Origin of the sequence: Flavobacterium sp. ASV13 (assembly GCF_000745775.1) — a bacterium.
In the GTDB taxonomy this organism is placed as follows: Bacteria; Bacteroidota; Bacteroidia; order Flavobacteriales; family Flavobacteriaceae; genus Flavobacterium.
Window position 1 is genome coordinate 491,423 of sequence record NZ_JQJY01000004.1, and the last position, 19,109, is coordinate 510,531.

Below are 19,109 nucleotides of genomic sequence, written 5' to 3' on the forward strand. Positions count from 1 at the left end.
AATTAATAAAAAACAAAATACTACATGACACACGCCTTAAATATGGTTTGGAATCCTTCAGAAGGAATCGATTTAGGATTTTTTATGATTCGTTATTACAGTTTGATGTTCGTAATTGCTTTTGGTTTAGGATGGTACCTGATGAAAAAGATTTTCGAACGCGAAAATGAATCACTTGACAAACTGGATTCTTTATTTGTTTGGACTGTTCTTGCCACTTTAGCCGGCGCGCGTCTAGGACATGTTTTCTTTTATGACTGGGAATATTTTAGAAACCATTTGCTTGAAATCTTTTTGCCATTCCGTTTTGAACCAAAATTTGAGTTCACAGGATTTCAAGGACTAGCAAGTCATGGAGCAGCGATTTCAATCATCGTTGCCATGTATTTTTACAGCAAAATGATTCTAAAACGTCCATTATTATGGATTTTAGACCGTGTTGTTATTCCAGTTGCCAGCGGTGCGATTTTTGTTCGTTTAGGAAACTTTTTCAATTCTGAAATTATCGGACACGAAACAACATCTGCTTTCGGTATTCGCTTTTTACATGACAAATTCAGCAAGGCAGAAGCTGTTAACGCGACTCAAATTGCCAATCCTAAAGAAGCTTATAATGCAATTGCACATGATCCAAAATTTGCTGATTTACTAGCTCAGGTCCCTGCAAAACACCCAACGCAATTATATGAAGCTTTCTGTTACATTTTTGTATTTGCAGCTTTATATTTCTTATACTGGAAAACAAATGCAAGACTTAAATCAGGATACTTATTCGGATTGTTTTTAGTTCTTTTATTTGTTGTTCGTTTTATCGTTGAGTTTGTAAAAGAAAGCCAAGGCGGTTTTGAAAGCGAATTAGGCTATTTCTCGACAGGACAATGGCTAAGCATACCTTTTATCATAATTGGTCTTTTCTTTGTCATTAGAGCGCAAAGAAATCCATTAGCGACATCTTAATGAAGATCTTAAAAAATACAAAATCCCAATAATGATATTATTGGGATTTTTTTTGCTCTAGAAACAAAAATTTCCCAGCACAATTAGAATCTAAATATATAAATTCATTTTAGATTTTCGTCACTATTAATTATTTAAAGCAGAAACTTATCGTTCAAGAGATCAGTTGTCCCGCTGTACGCTATATCTTTTCCCTGCTAAAGAAGCAGGAAAAAGGATACCGCTTCCATCGGGGCTAGATTAGAAGTTTTTGTTTTCAAAAGATTTTACCCGAATTACACTTAAGCATTAACCGGATATAATAATTCTAATTCAAATTTGTCATTAAAACTTCGGCTTAAACAAAAGTTCGCACTTCAACTTTGTTTCATTCAAAACTAAAAAACAACTATTATTAGGAACAAAAAAAGATCCAGCTTTCACTGGATCTTTTTCTATTTTAAAACAAGGGTTATAATTATGCCTTGTTATGTTTGTCTTCAATTGTGTGCTTATCATCACTAGAAATTGTATCAACCAATACCGGTGTAGCAATAAATAATGAAGAGTAAGTTCCTACAACAATACCAATCAACATAGCGAAGATAAATCCTCTAATTGACTCTCCTCCGAAGATAAACATTGTCAATAATACAATGATCATCATTAATGAAGTATTCAACGTTCTAGACAATGTAGTGTTAATAGACGCATTTACGATATCTTCAAAACTTCCTTTACGGTTTCCGATGATAAACTCTCTAATTCTATCAAATACAATTACAGTATCATTCATAGAGTAACCAATTACAGTAAGAATCGCAGCAATAAAGTGCTGGTCCATTTCCATGTGGAAAGGCATGAATTTATAACATAAAGAGTAGATTCCTAATACAAAGATCACGTCATGCGCAACAGCTGCAATCGCACCTAATGAATATTGCCATTTACGGAAAGAAACCATTAAGTATAAGAAAATAACTGCCATTGCACCAAGAACCGCCCAGTAAGAGTTAGTTTTAATATCCTCAGAAATAGAAGCTCCAACTTTAGAAGCCTGCAATACTCCTACTCTTTTTCCATCAAAAGAGTTGATGAATTTATCGTAAGTTGTATTTGGGTAATATTTCTGTAAAGCCTGATATAATTTTTGGTTTACTTCCTCATCGACAGCAACACCATCTTCTTTAATTTTATATTTAGTAGTGATTTTCAATTGATCATCATCACCTAAAACCTTAGCTTCAACTGGCGTTCCGAAAGCTGCAGATAACTCATCTGAAACTACAGTTGCATCGATTGGTTTCTCAAATTTCACTTGGAAAGTTCTTCCTCCAACAAAATCAACACCCTCATCTAATCCGTTAACGAAGAAGATAGAAATCAAACTCACAACAACTACAATTGAAGAGAAGATATAAGTGAATTTTTTGATTTTAATAAAGTCAAAATGGAAATTAGTGAACCAGTTTTTAGTAATATTAGTAGAGAAAGTTAAATCACCTTTTCCAGCAATATTTCTATCAATGAAAATTCTAGCAATAAAGATAGATGTAAACAATGAAGTTACGATACCAATTAATAATGTCAATGCGAAACCTTTGATTGGTCCAGTTCCGAAGATAAATAAAATCGCTCCAGTTAAAACGTGAGTAACGTTTGCATCAATAATAGAACGCATTGCACCATGCCATCCGTAAGAAGTTACAACAGCCTCAGATAATGATTTACCTTCACGCAATTCCTCTTTTGCTCTTTCAAATATAATAATGTTCGCATCTACAGCCGTACCCAATGTTAACACGATACCTGCAATACCTGGCAATGTTAATACAAAACCAAAACTTGCCATAATTCCGAACAAGAACAGTAAGTTTAATAATAAAGCAAGGTTAGCGTACCATCCAGCTTTACCATAATAGAATACCATCCATAAACAAACTAATAAAAATCCAACAACAGATGAAATAGTTCCAGCATCAATTGCAGCCTGACCTAAAGATGGTCCTACAACAGTTGATTGAATAATATCTGCAGAAGCTGGTAATTTACCTGCGTTTAATACGTTAGCTAAATCTTTAGTTTCAGCAACATCAAAAGAACCTGTAATTTCAGATCTTCCACCAGCGATTGGTCCGCTTGTAACTCCTGGAGCAGAATAAACGATATCATCTAAAACAATAGCGATATAACCTTTTTGAGAGAAAGCTCTTCCAGTCAATTCTTCCCAAACTTTAGCACCCTGGCTGTTCATTTGCATAGAAACAGCTGGTTTCCCTAATTGATCAAAAGTATCTTTAGCATCAGTTACAACACCACCGCTCATTGCAGGAACATTATCTCTGTTACCTTTTAAAGCATATAATTCAACTGCTTCAACTTCTTTTCCTTTAGCATCTTTTAAAGTAGTTGGTTTACTCCAAACAAATTTTGCATTGTGTTGGTCAGCACCCAATAAAACTCTGATATCTGCTCTTTTGAAGTAAGCATTAACTGTAGCTGTATCTTTTGGAGCAAAATATCCTAAAACTGGACCACCACCTTGACCAATCATTTTGTCAAATAATGGATTGTTTCCTTTTTTAGTATCAACAGAATCTTTAGCATCAGTTAATAAAGCATTCAATGAATCTTTAACAACAGCTTTAGTTTCTGTTTTTTTGATTTCAGTTTTTTTCAAAGCCTCGTTAGAAGCTACTAAGAAGTTACCGATTTCTTCAATTTTGAAAGTTTCCCAAAACTCTAACTGAGCTTTTCCTCCTAATAATTTTTTGATTCTATCAACATCCTTAGCACCTGGAAGCTCAACTAAGATTCTTCCTGTTTCTCCTAATTTTTGGATATTTGGTTGTGTAACACCAAATTTGTCGATACGCTCTCTTAATACTTTATAAGCACTTTCTACAGACTCATCAACTTTTCTTTTAATAACTTTTTGAGCTTGTGCATCGGTCATTTGAAAATCAATTCCACCTTCTCCTTGTAAACTTCTGTTTGCAAAAATATCTGGCGAAGCCAATTTCACTGTTCCGTTTGAATTTGCTTCAAAAGCTTCAAAGAATTTACTTAAATAAGTTTTATTTCCTTCTAAATTTGCAGTTGCATCAGCTAATGATTTATTAAAAACTGGGTTTTTAGAGTTGTTTGACAAACCTTTTAAAACGTCTTTAATAGAAATCTGAAGAATCACGTTGATTCCTCCTTCTAAGTCAAGACCTTTATTTAGCTGCTTGTTTTTCACTTCATTGTAAGTAAAATCCGTAAAACCAAGATCAAACACCTTCTCTTTACCAATAGAATCTAAATATTTTAGCTCTTTATCAGGATTATCTCCTGCAAAAGCTTTAGCCTCACCTTTGACATTATTTGCCACAAAAGTGAATGAAAGTTGGTAAATACTTACCAATGCAAATAGAATTGCGAAAAATTTAATAAGTCCTTTATTCTGCATTATTACTAAAAATTAATTATGTTTTATTGTTTGTTTTTGGTTCTAAATTCCCTAAAAATAAGCCCTGACATGAGATTTTAAAACTAAAAAATCGAGATCACGAATTACAACATTTTTTTTAAACCGAGCAAATATATAATTCTCGAAATGATTAAGCAATTTATTTATTAATTAATCTCAAAAAAAAGACTGCAAAAGTGCAGCCTTTTCTTTTTTTTAATGTTTTTATTATACTAAAATCGACTTTAAAGCGTCATTCATGTTACGAACTGCATCTGCACTTTTCGCAAATAACGCCTTTTCCTGATCATTTAAATTAATATCTACAATTTCCTCAATCCCGTTTTTACCAATTATACACGGCACTCCAATACAGATGTCATTCTGTCCATACTCGCCTTCTACAAAAACAGAACAAGCAATCATTTTTTTCTGATCATTTAAAATACTATCTACTAAATAGGCAACAGAAGCTCCAGGAGCATACCAGGCAGAGGTTCCTAACAAACCTGTCAGCGTTGCACCACCCACCATTGTATCAGCTGCAACTTTCTGAAGTACTTCTTCTGAAAGAAATTGAGAAACCGGTATTCCATTATAAGATGCCAAACGCGTTAACGGAATCATAGTAGTATCACCATGTCCTCCAATTACCATTGCTGAAATATCGTTCGCAGGTTTATCCAAAGCTAAAGAAAGATAAGTTCTAAAACGAGAACTATCTAAAGCTCCCCCCATACCAATTATTCTATTTTTTGGCAATCCTGTAGCTTTTAAAGCCAAATACGTCATTGTATCCATTGGATTAGAAACAACAACAATTATAGTGTTAGGGGAATATTTTAATACATTTTCAGCAACTGTTTTTACAATTCCGGCATTAATTCCTATTAATTCTTCTCTTGTCATTCCTGGTTTTCTTGGAATTCCTGATGTAATTACGACTACATCACTCCCAGCAGTTTTAGAATAATCGTTGGTAACACCAGAAACTTTGGTATTAAAACCTGTGTTTGTAGCACATTGCATAATATCCAACGCTTTACCTTCGGCAAAACCTTCTTTAATATCCAACAATACTACTTCGCTCGCAATTCCTCTATAAGAAATAACATCTGCACATGTAGCTCCAACATTTCCTGCTCCTACAATGGTAACTTTCATATTTTTTACTTTATCGGTTATTAATTATTTGTCTATTCCTTAAAAAGACAATTCGTTTAATTGTCTAGTAAATTTAAACAATTAAACGAATTGAAATTATTAATTTTTTATTTTATGCGTCAATATTTGCATAAACTGCATTTTTCTCGATAAACTCTCGACGTGGCGGTACCTCGTCACCCATTAACATAGAGAAAACCTGATCAGCTTCAGCAAGACTATCAATATTTACCTGACGTAAAGTTCTGAAATTCGGATCCATTGTAGTTTCCCATAATTGCTCCGCGTTCATCTCTCCAAGACCTTTATAACGTTGAATATTAGCACTTCCACCCATTCTTTCGTTTGCCTGATCACGCTGAACATCATTCCAAGCATATTCTTTTTTATTTCCTTTCTTAACTAAATATAAAGGTGGAGCCGCAATGTAAACGTGTCCTTCTTCGATAAGCTCTTTCATGAAACGGAAGAAGAATGTTAATATTAAGGTAGAAATGTGGCTACCATCGACATCGGCATCACACATGATGATTACCTTGTGATATCTAAGTTTTTCAAGATTTAATGCTTTACTATCTTCTGCAGTACCAACTGTTACTCCTAAAGCCGTAAAGATATTTCTGATCTCTTCATTTTCAAATACTTTGTGGTGCATTGCTTTTTCAACGTTCAAGATTTTACCACGTAAAGGTAAAATTGCTTGAAAGTTACGGTCACGTCCTTGTTTTGCTGTTCCACCAGCCGAATCTCCCTCGACAAGGTAAACCTCACATCTTGCAGGATCTTGTTCTGAACAATCAGATAATTTTCCTGGTAATCCACCACCGCCCATAACGGTTTTACGCTGTACCATTTCACGCGCTTTTTTCGCCGCGTGACGTGCCTGAGCTGCTAAAATTACTTTCTGGATAATTATTTTTGCATCATTTGGATTTTCTTCCAAATAATTTTCAAGCATTTCTCCAACCGCTTGAGAAACCGGAGAAACTACCTCTCTGTTTCCTAGTTTAGTTTTTGTTTGTCCTTCAAATTGAGGCTCAGCAACTTTTACAGAAATAATTGCAGTCAAACCTTCACGGAAATCGTCTCCGGAAATTTCAAACTTCAATTTATCCAACATTCCAGAAGCATCAGCATATTTTTTAAGTGTTCTTGTCAAACCACTTCTAAAACCTTGTAAATGCGTACCTCCTTCGTGTGTGTTGATATTATTTACATAAGAAAAAATATTCTCTGTATAACTCGTGTTATAAATCAAGGCAACTTCAACAGGAATTTCACCTTTTTCGTGATCCATACTGATTACGTGAGAAATAATTGGCTCACGGTTTCCATCTAAATAACGGATGTATTCTTTAAGACCTTCATCTGAATGGAAAACTTCACTTTTGAATTCTCCTTTATCATCAACTTCTCTTTTATCTGTAAATGTAATTGTGATTCCTTTATTCAAGAAAGAAAGCTCACGCATACGAGCAGACAAAGTATCATAAGAAAACTCTGTAGTTTGTGTAAAGATTGTATTGTCAGGATAGAAAGTCTGACGTGTACCTCTTTTATCTGTTTCTCCGATTTGTTTTACCGGATATAACGACTTTCCTCTTTCGTATTCTTGTTCGTAAATTTTTCCATCTCTGAAAACCGTAGATTTCATATGAACAGAAAGCGCATTTACTACAGAAACCCCAACACCGTGAAGTCCTCCGGAAACTTTATACGAATCTTTATCAAATTTACCTCCGGCACCAATTTTAGTCATTACAACCTCAAGTGCTGAAACTCCTTCTTTTTTATGTAAATCAACTGGAATACCACGTCCGTTATCTTCAACTGTAACAGAACCGTCTTCATTAATTGCAACACCAATAGTATCACAATGTCCGCCCATCGCCTCATCAATAGAGTTATCAACAACTTCATAAACCAAATGATGCAGCCCTCGAACCCCTACATCTCCAATATACATCGACGGACGCATTCTTACGTGCTCCATTCCCTCTAATGCCTGAATACTATCTGCTGAATAATTGTTCTTCTTGATTTCTTCGCTCATATAATTTATTCTAAAAAATGTAATTATTGTCTAACACGCAAATATATAAAAACGCAAATTATATATCCGTTAAAATCCCATTTAAAGCACTTAAGTTATTAACACTATTGTCTAAAAAATCAAAAAAACAGCCCAAAAAGTCAATTTTAAATTCCAAATTCATAAATTCCAAATTCCAAAAATAATAATCGCATAAAAATTCAGATTGTGATTATAAATTTGAAATGCCAAAAATGTAAAAAATCCAAGTTTCAAATTTTATCAACACATAAAAAAAACCGAAATACATTTGTAAGATGCATTTCGGTTTTTATAATTTTAAAACTCCTTAAATTGGAATTTGAAATTTTCCTTTTTTTCTTATTTCTTATTTCTTATTGAAATCTCCAGCGTAAATTGATGTCATTTTATCTAAGCTCAAATACTTTCTCAAAACAGTATTAACTTCTTCAACTTTAAGCCCTTTAACTTTATTTTCTAAATCATCATAATCTTCAAGTGGAATTCCGTACTGCAAATAGGTATTTACAAGTCTCATCAATGTATTATCATTACCTAAACTGGTTTTTCTTTCATTCTGCCAGCTTACCAAATTTGATTTTAACTCTTCTGCCGTAAATCCATCTTTTAATGCTTTTGCAATTTCTTCTTTCGCTGCTGATTCAACTGCATTTTTTTTCGTTGGATTTAAAAAGGCATAGTAACTCCATGACGCTACGTCATTTGAAACTGGAATATCAATAAAAGAGCCTGCTCCATAGCTTATACCATCTTTTTCTCTTAATCTCATAGGGATTCTGGCACTTAAAAAACCGCCGCTTCCTAATATTTCATTTGCCATGACAAATGCAGGATAATCTGCATTTTTTCTATCCATTTTAAAGCTAACTCTTCCTACAGCAACTGCATTTTCTTTGTCTGGAGTAATAATATCTTTATCTAGTTTTTGTGTTTCAAAATATGTTGGAATAGCACGTTCATATTTCGATTTAGAATTCCATTTTCCGAATGTTTTTTCTAGAATTTCTCCCGTTGATTTTGCATCTAAATCTCCAACTACACTTCCAAAACCGTTGTTTCCACCTAGGATGTTTTTGTAAAAATCTACAATTTCAGATTGTTTTATATTTTTAAAAGCATCTATTTCTTCCTGTGTAGTCGACGTGTAAAAAATACTACCTTTTGGATATTTTGTCGTTTGTCTTGCAATCTCTGTAAAAGCAATAGACTGCGGATCATTTAAGTTTCCTTCCAAATAAGTATTATATTCTGCTATTGTTTTAGTTAATTCATTTTGTGGAAAAGTTGAATTAAGAAGCAAATCTTCTAAAATCCCCATAACCTCTTTGAAACTTTCTTTATAAGTATTCACATAAACAGACAAAGTTTGATGATCAAAATTGAAATAAATACTTGATTTCAATTGATCTAAACGATCCTGAATTTGTTCCTTACTTCTCGTAGTTGTTCCTGTTTTCAATAGTTGCGCCATAATACCGCCAACATCAGATTTCCCATTCAAATCTTTCTCATTACTTACAGGGAAACTAAAATTAGCCTGAACTTTTCCGCCTTTAATTTCTTTCTTAATCAAGCCGTATTTTGCACCATTTGTCAGTTTGCCTTCTGTCAAATTTTGTTTTAAATTTTTGATTGACGCTTCAAAAGCTGCAACTTCTTTTTCTAAAGCCTTTCCTTTATAATCTTTAGTCAATGCAACGATTTGGTCGTCTGTATATTCTACAGGTTTTAATCTTTGTTCATCTTTTGAAGGAATAAAAATACCTACTGTTCTGTTATTGCTTCTAAAATACTTTTCAGCAACACGCTGAATATCCTCTTTCGTTAGTTTTTCAACGGCATCGCGATACAAATACCCCAATCTATAATCTCCAGAACCTATAATTTCTGTCAAATTGATTGCAAATGAAATCGTATTATTTTTTATTGCATCAATTTGTTTAATGATTTTTGCTTGAGCTCTGCTCACGTCCTGATCTGTGTATTTTGTAGTGATGATTTTATCTAACTCCGCCCTAACAATATCCTGTGTTGCTTTAATGTCTTTGTCATTAGGTATAGCAAATCCAAAATACATATAACTTGCATCTCTCACTGTTGGCTGCCAAAAATACAAACTGGAAACTTTTTGAGTTTCAACCAATGATTTATATAAATATCCTGATGGATCTGCCGTTAAGATTTCGCCCAAAGCATCTAGCGCAGCATAATCTTTATCAGCATAAGAAACGGTATGATACAGCGCACCCATATTTTTGCTTTCTCCCGCTCTTTTTAACTCTACAAATTTTTCACCGTCTTGTGCAGGTTCAATTGTATAGGTTTTATCTAAAACTCTTTTAGGTCTTGGAACAGCTCCAAAATACTGACCTACATATTGTAATGTTTTTTGCTCATCGAATTTACCTGCAACAATCAATGTGGCATTATCCGGCTGATAGTATTTCTCATAAAAAACCCTAAGCGTATTTGCTTTTACACGTTCGATATCTTCTTTGCTTCCAATAGTACTATTTCCGTAGTTATGCCATAAATAAGCAGTCGAAACGATTCTTTCCTGTAAAACACGATCCGGATTATTTTCACCTATTTCAAACTCGTTTCTTACAACTGAAAATTCCTTATCAAGATCAGTTTGCAGAATCGTCGCATTAATCATCCTGTCTGCTTCCATTTGAATACTCCATTTCAGATTTTCATCATTTGATGGGAAAACTTCATAATAATTTGTTCGGTCAAGCCAAGTTGTTCCGTTGGCATTTCCTCCTTTGTCTGAAAGCATTTTTTTTATATCTCCCAGATTTTTTGTGCTTTTAAAAAGCATATGTTCTAGCAAGTGAGCCATTCCTTTCTCGCCATAACCCTCATTTCTAGAACCTACATTGTAAACAATATTAACCACCATATTGCTTTGAGAAGCATCAGGAATCAAAAGAACCTTTAATCCGTTTTTTAAAGAATATTCTTTGACACCTTCGACATTTGTAATAAATTTTGGCGTCTCTTTAGTCGCCACCGATTTTTGTGCATAAACTGAGCTCAAGGAAATTAATGAGCAGCATAGAATTCCGCTTAGTAATAGGTTTCTCATAGGTTGTTAAATGGTTTGAATTTATATTATTCCTGGTAATCAAATATAATATTTTTCTTAAACAGAAAATCCTTATTAACTTACTTTTAATATTTTACGGCATTCCGTAAAATAGTATAATTGAAAATAAAAAAAACCGAAACGACATTTGAAATGTAGTTTCGGTTTTAAATAATTTATAATTCTTAAAAACTTTCTTTTAAAATGAAATTTAAGATTTCAAAAGCTCCACACCTGGCACTTTTACGTGCGCAGCATTTGCTCTTCCACTTGGATCAAGATTATCCTGCCATTTCGGAATCCATTTACGAACCGTATGTGCAGCGCTTACCTGAGGATAGTATTTATGAAAAATACTTCTGTATAAATAAGCTTCTTTTGTTGTTGGAGAATTGTATGGGAATTCTGCAGTTGCACCGGCTAATTGCTCGTCTGTTACTTGTGAAGCACAATATTCAATCAATTCATCAACCCATTTATAACCTACTCCATCTGAAAACTGCTCTTTCTGACGCCATAAAACTTCTGCCGGCAAATAAGGATCTTCTGGAGTATCAAATGCTTTTCTTAAAATATATTTTTCAATGCCATCATATGTTTTTGGCTGTTTCTCTTCTGGTTTTATTCGGATGGCAACATCTAAAAATGCAGTATCCAGGAATGGAACTCTTGCCTCCAAACCATGCGCCATTGTAGTTTTATCAACACGTAATAAATCGGCGGTAAAAAGCTTTTGAACTCTTTCTATAGTTTCATCCTGAAATGCTTCTGTAGAAGGAGCATTTCTAAAATATAAATGTCCACCAAAAATTTCATCGGCACCTTCACCAGAAAGAAGAACTTTTATTCCGGCATCAGCAATTGCTTTTGATAAAATGTACATTGGAACTCCAGATCTTACTGAAATAATATCATACGTTTCAATATGATAAATTACTTGTTCCAATACTTTAACGCCTTCTTCAACCGAAAAATGAATTTCATGATGCTCTGTTCCTAAAAACTCAGCTGCTTTTCTAGCTGCGATATTATCAGGAGCATCAGCATTTAAACCAATAGAAAACGAATGCAATTTTTGTCCATTTTCTTTTAATAATCGTGACGCTATTGAAGAAATCAAAGAAGTATCCAAACCTCCTGACATGACAGCTCCTAAAGGAACATTGCTTAATAAACGTTTACGTGTAGCCTCAATCAAACTCTCACGGATTAAGCCTAAATCTAAACTTTCAATTGCTTTTTTATGATCCTCGCAATCTGGCTGGTAATATTTTACAAAACCAGTTTTTGCTGTATAATAATGTCCTGGGGGGAAAGTTGAAAACGATTTACATTGATCTGCAATTGATTTCATTTCAGAAGAAAAATAAATTCTTCCTCTTTCATCCAAACCATAATACAACGGTTTTACTCCGATTGGATCTCTACCTGCGATATAATCATCTCCATCGATTATAACGAAAGCAAAATCTCCATCCAATTTATTACAGAAATTATAGCCAAATTCTTCATACAAATGCACAATAACTTCTGAATCTGAATTGGTTCTGAAAGTATGATCTTTTAAAATCGTGTTTTTTAATTCTTGATAATTGTAAATCTCACCATCATGAATCATCCAGGCTCTATTTGTTCCCTGAATAGGCTGTTTGCCTGTATTTAAGTCAACAATTGATAAACTTTCGTGACAAAGCACGCTTCCATTATCCATAATATGCAAATCACTCTCATCTGGTCCGCGATGAGACATTCTTGCTGAAAGCTCTTGTACAAGTTTTGGGTCTTTTCCTTTGCCTATTACGGCTAATAATCCAGACATATTCTAATTTTTTTTACTTATTATTTTCTTCAAACTCACTATATGAAGCCAATTAGCTGCAAAAACGATTATACTTTATAATCTGCAGCAAAACTAAATATTATTTTCTGCTTTTCCTTTATAATCCTATTATAATATCAGGCATTTAACTTTATTTCGACGAATGTCAAATATAAAAAAGAAAGTCAAATTATTGTCGAAATTATTTTTAACTATCTGAAAACATACAATCTAAATAACTTAAGACAAGAAAAACGTCCTCAATTAAGAGAACGTTTTTCTGCAATATATATACTAATTCTAAAATTATACTTGTTTATGCTTTAACATAAGCGTCGTCATGAACACTTGCTACAGCTCTTCCAGAAGGATCGTTCATGTTTTTGAAAGCTTCATCCCACTCTAAAGCGATTTTTGTACTACACGCAACGCTTGCTTCCTGAGGCACACATAACGCAGCAGCATCGCTTGGAAAATGTTCTGTAAAAATTGAACGATAGTAATATTCTTCTTTTGAAGTTGGTGTCTGCAACGGAAATTTGTATTTCGCATTTGCTAATTGCTCATCCGAAACTTCTCTGCCTACAACTTCTTTCAAAGTATCAATCCAGCTGTATCCTACTCCATCAGAAAACTGTTCTTTTTGTCTCCATGCAACACTTTCCGGAAGCATTTCTTCAAAAGCTTTACGAACAACCCATTTTTCCATTGGATGTTCTTTGTTAATCATTTTATCTTGTGGGTTGATGCGCATCGCAACATCCATAAATTCTTTGTCTAAGAAAGGTACACGGCCTTCGATTCCCCATGCAGCCAAACTTTTGTTTGCACGTAAACAGTCGTACATGTGAAGTTTGCTCAATTTACGAACGTTTTCTTCGTGGAATTCTCTCGCGTTTGGTGCTTTATGGAAATATAAATATCCTCCGAATAACTCATCTGCTCCTTCTCCAGAAAGAACCATTTTAATTCCCATCGACTTTATAACTCTAGCCATTAACCACATTGGAGTTGAAGCTCTAACCGTAGTTACATCGTATGTTTCAAGGTTGTAAATCACATCTCGAACAGCATCTAAACCTTCTTGAATCGTGAATTTAATTTCGTGGTGAATGGTTCCAATGTGATCTGCCACTTTTCTTGCAGCAGCTAAATCAGGAGAACCTTCCAATCCAACTGAAAACGAGTGCAATTGCGGATACCAAGCTTCTGTTGTATCATCAGACTCGATTCTGTTTTTTGCATATTTTTTGGCAACAGCCGAAGTAATAGACGAATCTAAACCTCCAGAAAGTAAAACTCCGTAAGGAACGTCACTCATTAATTGTCTGTGAACCGCTGCTTCTAGCGCTTTTTTGATTTCAGGAATACTTGTTTCGTTGTCTTTTACTGCATCATATTCTGTCCAGTCTCTTTTGTACCATTGTACAAATTCACCGTCTTTGCTTGATAAATAATGTCCTGGAGGAAACAATTCAATTTTTGTACAATATCCTTCTAAAGCTTTTAATTCTGAAGCAACATAAAAAGTTCCGTGCTGATCCCAACCAATATATAATGGAATAATTCCCATGTGGTCACGAGCAACAAAATACTCGTCTTTATCAACATCATAAATTGCAAATCCGAAGATTCCGTTCATTTCATCAACAAAATGAGGTCCTTTTTCTTTATAAAGTGCTAAGATAACTTCGCAATCGCTTTCTGTTTGAAAGTTGTATTTTCCTTCAAATTGCTTACGAAGATCTCTGTGATTGTAAATTTCACCATTTGCAGCCAAAACCAATTTTTTATCTTCTGTAAATAAAGGTTGTTTTCCTGAAGCTGGATCTACAATCGCCAAACGCTCATGCGAAAGAATTGCTTTATCATTACTGTAAATTCCGCTCCAGTCTGGTCCACGGTGACGAATGATTTTAGACATTTCTAATACTTGAGGTCTTAAAGTTTCGGCTTTTTGTTTTAGATCAAAGGCACATACAATTCCGCACATAATTCTATATTTTTATTTTGTAAATTTTAATTTGATAAGGCAAAGATGCGGTAATGGTTATAATTGAAAAACACAAATAGTTATTTCAGTTATAATTTTAAACCAAAAATTAAATTTTACATACAAAATGTAAAATTTTAACACTAAAAAATGGTTTGAACTTGAAAATTTTAATTTTGAGGACAAAACACAAGTAAAATTTAAGGTTTTTTGAGAAATCTTTGGATTTAATTTTAAGATATTTAAATATCAATAAGAAATTCACAAACAGAATAGAGAAAGCTGTTCCGAAATTATTCTATTTTTAATATCTAATTGAATATTAACATACAGTTTGTCATTTTAAGGAACGGTAAACTTTGTGGTATTTAGTCCCTACAGGACAATTGACTTATGAATATGTTTTCTCTACCAAGATCAAACTCCTAGCGGAGTAAATCTCGGAGAAATTAAATAGTTTAGTAGAAAAAGTAAACATCAAGCTACCAAATGAGAATATCTCGGAGAGATTAAATATTGGTAGAAAAAAATAAATGCATGAATTAATTTGCCCCACAGGGACTATATATCAATTACTCAACACTCTCAATAGTATAATGCGTCTTATTAATCTCAAACTGAAATCCAACTTTATTTCCCATTAAATGATTACCTAATGGAGATTGCGGAGAAAGTGCAATAACATTAATTCCGTCAATTGCAATTTTTGGAAGTGCCACACTTACGTATAAATAGATTCCGTTTGCTTTTACCAAACTGCCCGAAATAATATTTTCTGTAGTTTTTGAAGAATCAATTTTATCTAAAATCGCTTTTTGAGCAATAGCTTCTTTCAGTTTGTTGGTCAATTTTTCCTGTTCGATGTGCATCATCGACAAAGCCGTTTCATGCTTATCGCCAGCAGAACCTTTGGCATCGTTTTTTGAATCTTCGGTCAAGCCCGAAATCATGTCTTTAAAAACATCAATTCGGTCCTGAACCATTTGCAGATAATGGGAATATATTTTTTCTTTAAAAGTCATTTTTTTAAGCTACTAAGATTCTAAGTTGCAAAGATGCTAAGGTTTTTTCTATATTTAAATTTTTATTCGAAAAAAGCTTTTGGATAAACTACTTCTCCACTTACCTCTTTTAGTGCATCTTTTTCAAGTGCAATGACCATACAGTTTTCGGACGGAACATCAAATGGCATTTTGATATTGTATTTTTCACAAAGTTCATATCCAAATCTTGGATAATAATCCTGATGTCCCAATAAAATAACCGATTTATATCCTAAACTTTTCGCTGTTTCATGTCCGTGCAAAATAAGTTTACCCCCAATTCCTTTTCCCTGAAATTCTGGCAAAATAGAAACTGGAGCCAATGCTAAGGAATGAAAAATTTGAGATTCGTTTTTTACCTCTAATTTGGTAAATAAAATATGCCCGACAATTTTGTTTTCAATTTCAGCAACAATTGACAATTCTGAAATAAAGGCATCCGATTTTCTTAATCTTTCTACCAAAAACTGTTCTTTATGATCGCTAAATTCTTCCTTTTCAAAAGCTTTCTCTATTAATCGAAAAACACTTTCAAAATCATCTTTATTTTCTTGTCTTAGCTTAATTTCCATAAAATAAAAATATAAAAAATTAGCCATGAAATCACGAATTTACTCCAAAAAACTCATGAAATCATGGCTAAAAAAGACGCAATTTTAAAGTAGATTTGCGCCTAAGTGCCTTTACGGCAAAATCTTCCTAAAAATCAAATTTGTAATTTCCTCCAACTAAAACCTGGAATCCCTGAACAGGATAATTCAGCCATTTTTCATAAGCCTGATTTCCAATATTATTTAGTTTTAAGAAGAAAGTCAAACGTTCATTGTATTTATATCCTAAATGAGCATTAGCATCAAAATAGCTTTTTAAAGTTATTACAGATGGATCAACTCCAAAATCCAGATTCGTTTGCATATCTTTTCGGTCTCCAACAAAAAACACATTCAAACCTGCGTACCATTGTTTGGTAATAGTAACATCAAGATTCGAACTAATTTTCATTGATGGCAAATTCCAAGCTTCTAAACCGTCAGTTTTATAACTATTGAAAGTCCCGTTGATTCCAAAAGAAACGTTTTTAGAAAAATCAGCTTTTAATTCTCCGTAGAAACGGAAAGTTCTCACATCATCATAAACTACATTAAAAGAGTTTCCGAAAGCATAATTTTGGTTTGAAAAATCTTCTGTATAATCCTGGCTTTTAAACAACGCTTTGTCTTTTTCATTCAAATATGAACCTGTCAAATTATAACTAACATTGTTGGCCAATTTCCCTTTTAAACCAGCAAAAACTGTATATTGATTACTTGTTGGTCTCATATTTAAAGTTGGTGACAAAAATGGATTTTCCGTTACAAAATCAGCATATGAGTTTTGATTTAAACTTCCGTTTACTCCGGTATAGAAAATCATTAAATCACCTACCAATTTATAAGAAGCATTTACTTTTGGATAGATAAAAAATTTGTTTCCGCTGTTTTCCGAATCTAAACCATAAAACAATCCAGCTCCTAATTCTAAAGTCCATTCGTTTTCATGAATTACAAAACTTGGTTCAATTCCAAAATTAGTCAAACTGTATTTTAAAGGTTCCGTATTATCTCCCGCATAATTATGTTCGAAAGAACCGCTAACATGGTCAACAATAACATTTGTAGTTATGGCCTGATCCATTACATCAACTTTGAAAGTTGGTTTTAGATAAAAACGATTTTCTGAAGAAGAAAAACTATCTGAAAAATGTGTAAATCGAGTTGCGATTTTACTGAAAATTCCTTTTGTAAATTCAGCATTTCCGCCAAGTGAAATTGTATTATAGGAATGATTTGGGTTAATTCCTCTAATCAAATCTTCCTGTGTTTGTGGCGGCAAAGTCATTCCGAAATCTGTTGGAAGTCCGTACCAGTTGTATAATTGATTTTGATATCCTAAATCAACACCCCAAGACATATCACGATTGATAACTCCATAACCAACATTTAAGACTGTATCATAAAATTCATCATTCAGATTCACATCTTTAATACCGCCTTGTGATGAATGATGACGAAGCATTCCAGCCACGTAATCATTATTTCCCAAATCTTGGGTAACAAACAATTCAGCATTTAAAGTCCCGTAATTTCCAACTCCAGCAGTTACATAATTATTAAACAATCTTTCTTTTTTAGATTTGTCCACAGCTTGCGCATTTCCTTTTGAAGGCGTAAAAGTCGAAGCAACCGGAACTGAAAGAATACTATATTTTATAGTTTCTTTCGGCTGATTTCCTGTATCGTCAAGCGAAGGCGTTTCTTTTACTTTGAACGCATCAGATATAGTTGGTGAATAAGGTTTTACCACATTAACCGTTTCAGATCCGATATTTTCATTTTTCTTCTGCGAAAACGAAAGCTGGCAAACAAGCAACACTAGTAAAACGACAATTTTATTTCGGCAGTTAATTTTCATATTTCTTTCTTTTTTAGAGAAAAGAATCTAGAATAAAGAAGAAAGACTTTTTTCCCTATTTCTATTTTTTCTCTATCTTTTTTATTCTTATTTCTAATATCTTGGCTCTTTACTCTTTCTTCTATTTTCTATTTTCTATTTTCTATTTTCTATTTTCTCAATCTAAGCTTCCCACTCGCCTTTAGCAACAAATTGCGCTTTTCCTCCAATTTTTATATCGAACTGATCATCAGTCAACTTTCCTTTGAAATATATTTGAGACGGACGTCCAATATAATCTCCCTGATAATTGATTAACTCAAATTCAGGTTTGTGGTATTTCAACAGAAAAGCCTGAAGACAAGTACTTGCACTTCCTGTAGCGGCATCTTCTACCAATTGATTATGCTCGACACATAACATTCTGCTGAATAATTTTGAGCCTTCTAAATAATAAAAATACAAGCCTCTGTGATCAGTTTTGCAATTATTTTTAAGCCATTTATCGGTTTTATCTTTATCTAAAACCAAATTTTCAAGCGCTCTTTTACTGCTTAATCCGACCATTACAAATGCACTTCCGGTTGTCACTTCCTGAATTGGAAATTGATTTTCGAAATCACTTATTTGCAGATTGCTGAATGACGTTAAATCTTCTTTTGAAAAAATATCCCAGAATTTCGGCTGAGCTGCTTTCAACCAAATCAACTCATCTGATTTATGAATCGCAATTGGCCCAATTGGAACTTCTAATTTAATTTCGTCAGGCGAACTATCAAAAACCTTATTCATCAAAACCCAAGAAGTTCCAATTATTGGATGACCCGCAAACTGCATTTCATGAGCCGGAGTAAATATTCTAATCTCAGCTTTATTATTTTCTCTGTCTAATTTGGTTACAAATGTGCTTTCGGCAAAATTGATTTCGCGTGCCATTTGTTGCATTTCTCCTGAACTTAAATTTCCTGCATCTAAAAAAACCGCCAATTGATTTCCGGCATATTTTTTATCAGCAAAAACATCAACTATATAAAAAGGTAAACTCATGTCTTTCTTTTTTTCTTTTAGAAAATAGAATCAAGAGGAAAGAAAAAAGACTTTTTCAATC

General features: G+C 33.4%; 11 protein-coding genes. 1 reads left to right on the top strand and 10 read right to left on the bottom strand.

Annotated elements, in window-relative coordinates; genetic code table 11:
• Positions 1-24 precede the first annotated feature (24 nt).
• The gene (gene lgt / locus GQ47_RS12835) at positions 25-957 is read left to right on the top strand and encodes a prolipoprotein diacylglyceryl transferase (RefSeq protein ID WP_035649042.1); all 933 of its coding nucleotides are present in this window, start codon (positions 25-27) and stop codon (positions 955-957) included.
• Positions 958-1,414: 457 nt separating this feature from the next.
• Here the strand turns inward: lgt and secDF are convergent, their stop codons facing one another.
• From secDF to GQ47_RS12885, 10 genes are all read right to left on the bottom strand, one after another.
• Positions 1,415-4,387, bottom strand: a complete 2,973-nt coding sequence (secDF, locus tag GQ47_RS12840) for a protein translocase subunit SecDF (protein WP_035649043.1) — start codon at positions 4,385-4,387, stop codon at positions 1,415-1,417.
• A gap of 228 nt (positions 4,388-4,615) precedes the next feature.
• Positions 4,616-5,551, bottom strand: coding sequence for a malate dehydrogenase (gene mdh, locus GQ47_RS12845; protein ID WP_035649045.1), 936 nt, complete (start codon positions 5,549-5,551; stop codon positions 4,616-4,618).
• Positions 5,552-5,663: 112 nt separating this feature from the next.
• Positions 5,664-7,604: a DNA topoisomerase (ATP-hydrolyzing) subunit B gene (gene gyrB, locus GQ47_RS12850; RefSeq protein ID WP_035649046.1), complete on the bottom strand. Its 1,941-nt coding sequence runs from the start codon at positions 7,602-7,604 to the stop codon at positions 5,664-5,666.
• A gap of 367 nt (positions 7,605-7,971) precedes the next feature.
• Positions 7,972-10,716 carry a M16 family metallopeptidase gene (locus tag GQ47_RS12855; RefSeq protein WP_035649048.1) on the bottom strand — a complete coding sequence of 915 codons (2,745 nt, stop codon included), beginning with the start codon at positions 10,714-10,716 and terminating at the stop codon, positions 7,972-7,974.
• Positions 10,717-10,927: 211 nt separating this feature from the next.
• On the bottom strand, positions 10,928-12,535 hold the full coding sequence (asnB, locus tag GQ47_RS12860; protein WP_035649050.1) for an asparagine synthase B: 1,608 nt from the start codon (positions 12,533-12,535) through the stop codon (positions 10,928-10,930).
• A 316-nt stretch (positions 12,536-12,851) separates the two neighbouring features.
• Positions 12,852-14,528: an asparagine synthase B gene (gene asnB / locus GQ47_RS12865; protein WP_035649051.1), complete on the bottom strand. Its 1,677-nt coding sequence runs from the start codon at positions 14,526-14,528 to the stop codon at positions 12,852-12,854.
• Between the two features lie 572 nt (positions 14,529-15,100).
• Complete coding sequence (locus GQ47_RS12870) at positions 15,101-15,550, bottom strand: hypothetical protein (protein ID WP_035649053.1); 450 nt, start codon at positions 15,548-15,550, stop codon at positions 15,101-15,103.
• A 62-nt stretch (positions 15,551-15,612) separates the two neighbouring features.
• Positions 15,613-16,143, bottom strand: a complete 531-nt coding sequence (locus tag GQ47_RS12875) for a GNAT family N-acetyltransferase (protein WP_035649439.1) — start codon at positions 16,141-16,143, stop codon at positions 15,613-15,615.
• Positions 16,144-16,270: 127 nt separating this feature from the next.
• Positions 16,271-18,022 carry a TonB-dependent receptor gene (locus GQ47_RS12880; protein WP_035649055.1) on the bottom strand — a complete coding sequence of 584 codons (1,752 nt, stop codon included), beginning with the start codon at positions 18,020-18,022 and terminating at the stop codon, positions 16,271-16,273.
• A gap of 162 nt (positions 18,023-18,184) precedes the next feature.
• Positions 18,185-19,048 carry a PhzF family phenazine biosynthesis protein gene (locus GQ47_RS12885; protein ID WP_035649057.1) on the bottom strand — a complete coding sequence of 288 codons (864 nt, stop codon included), beginning with the start codon at positions 19,046-19,048 and terminating at the stop codon, positions 18,185-18,187.
• Positions 19,049-19,109 lie beyond the last annotated feature (61 nt).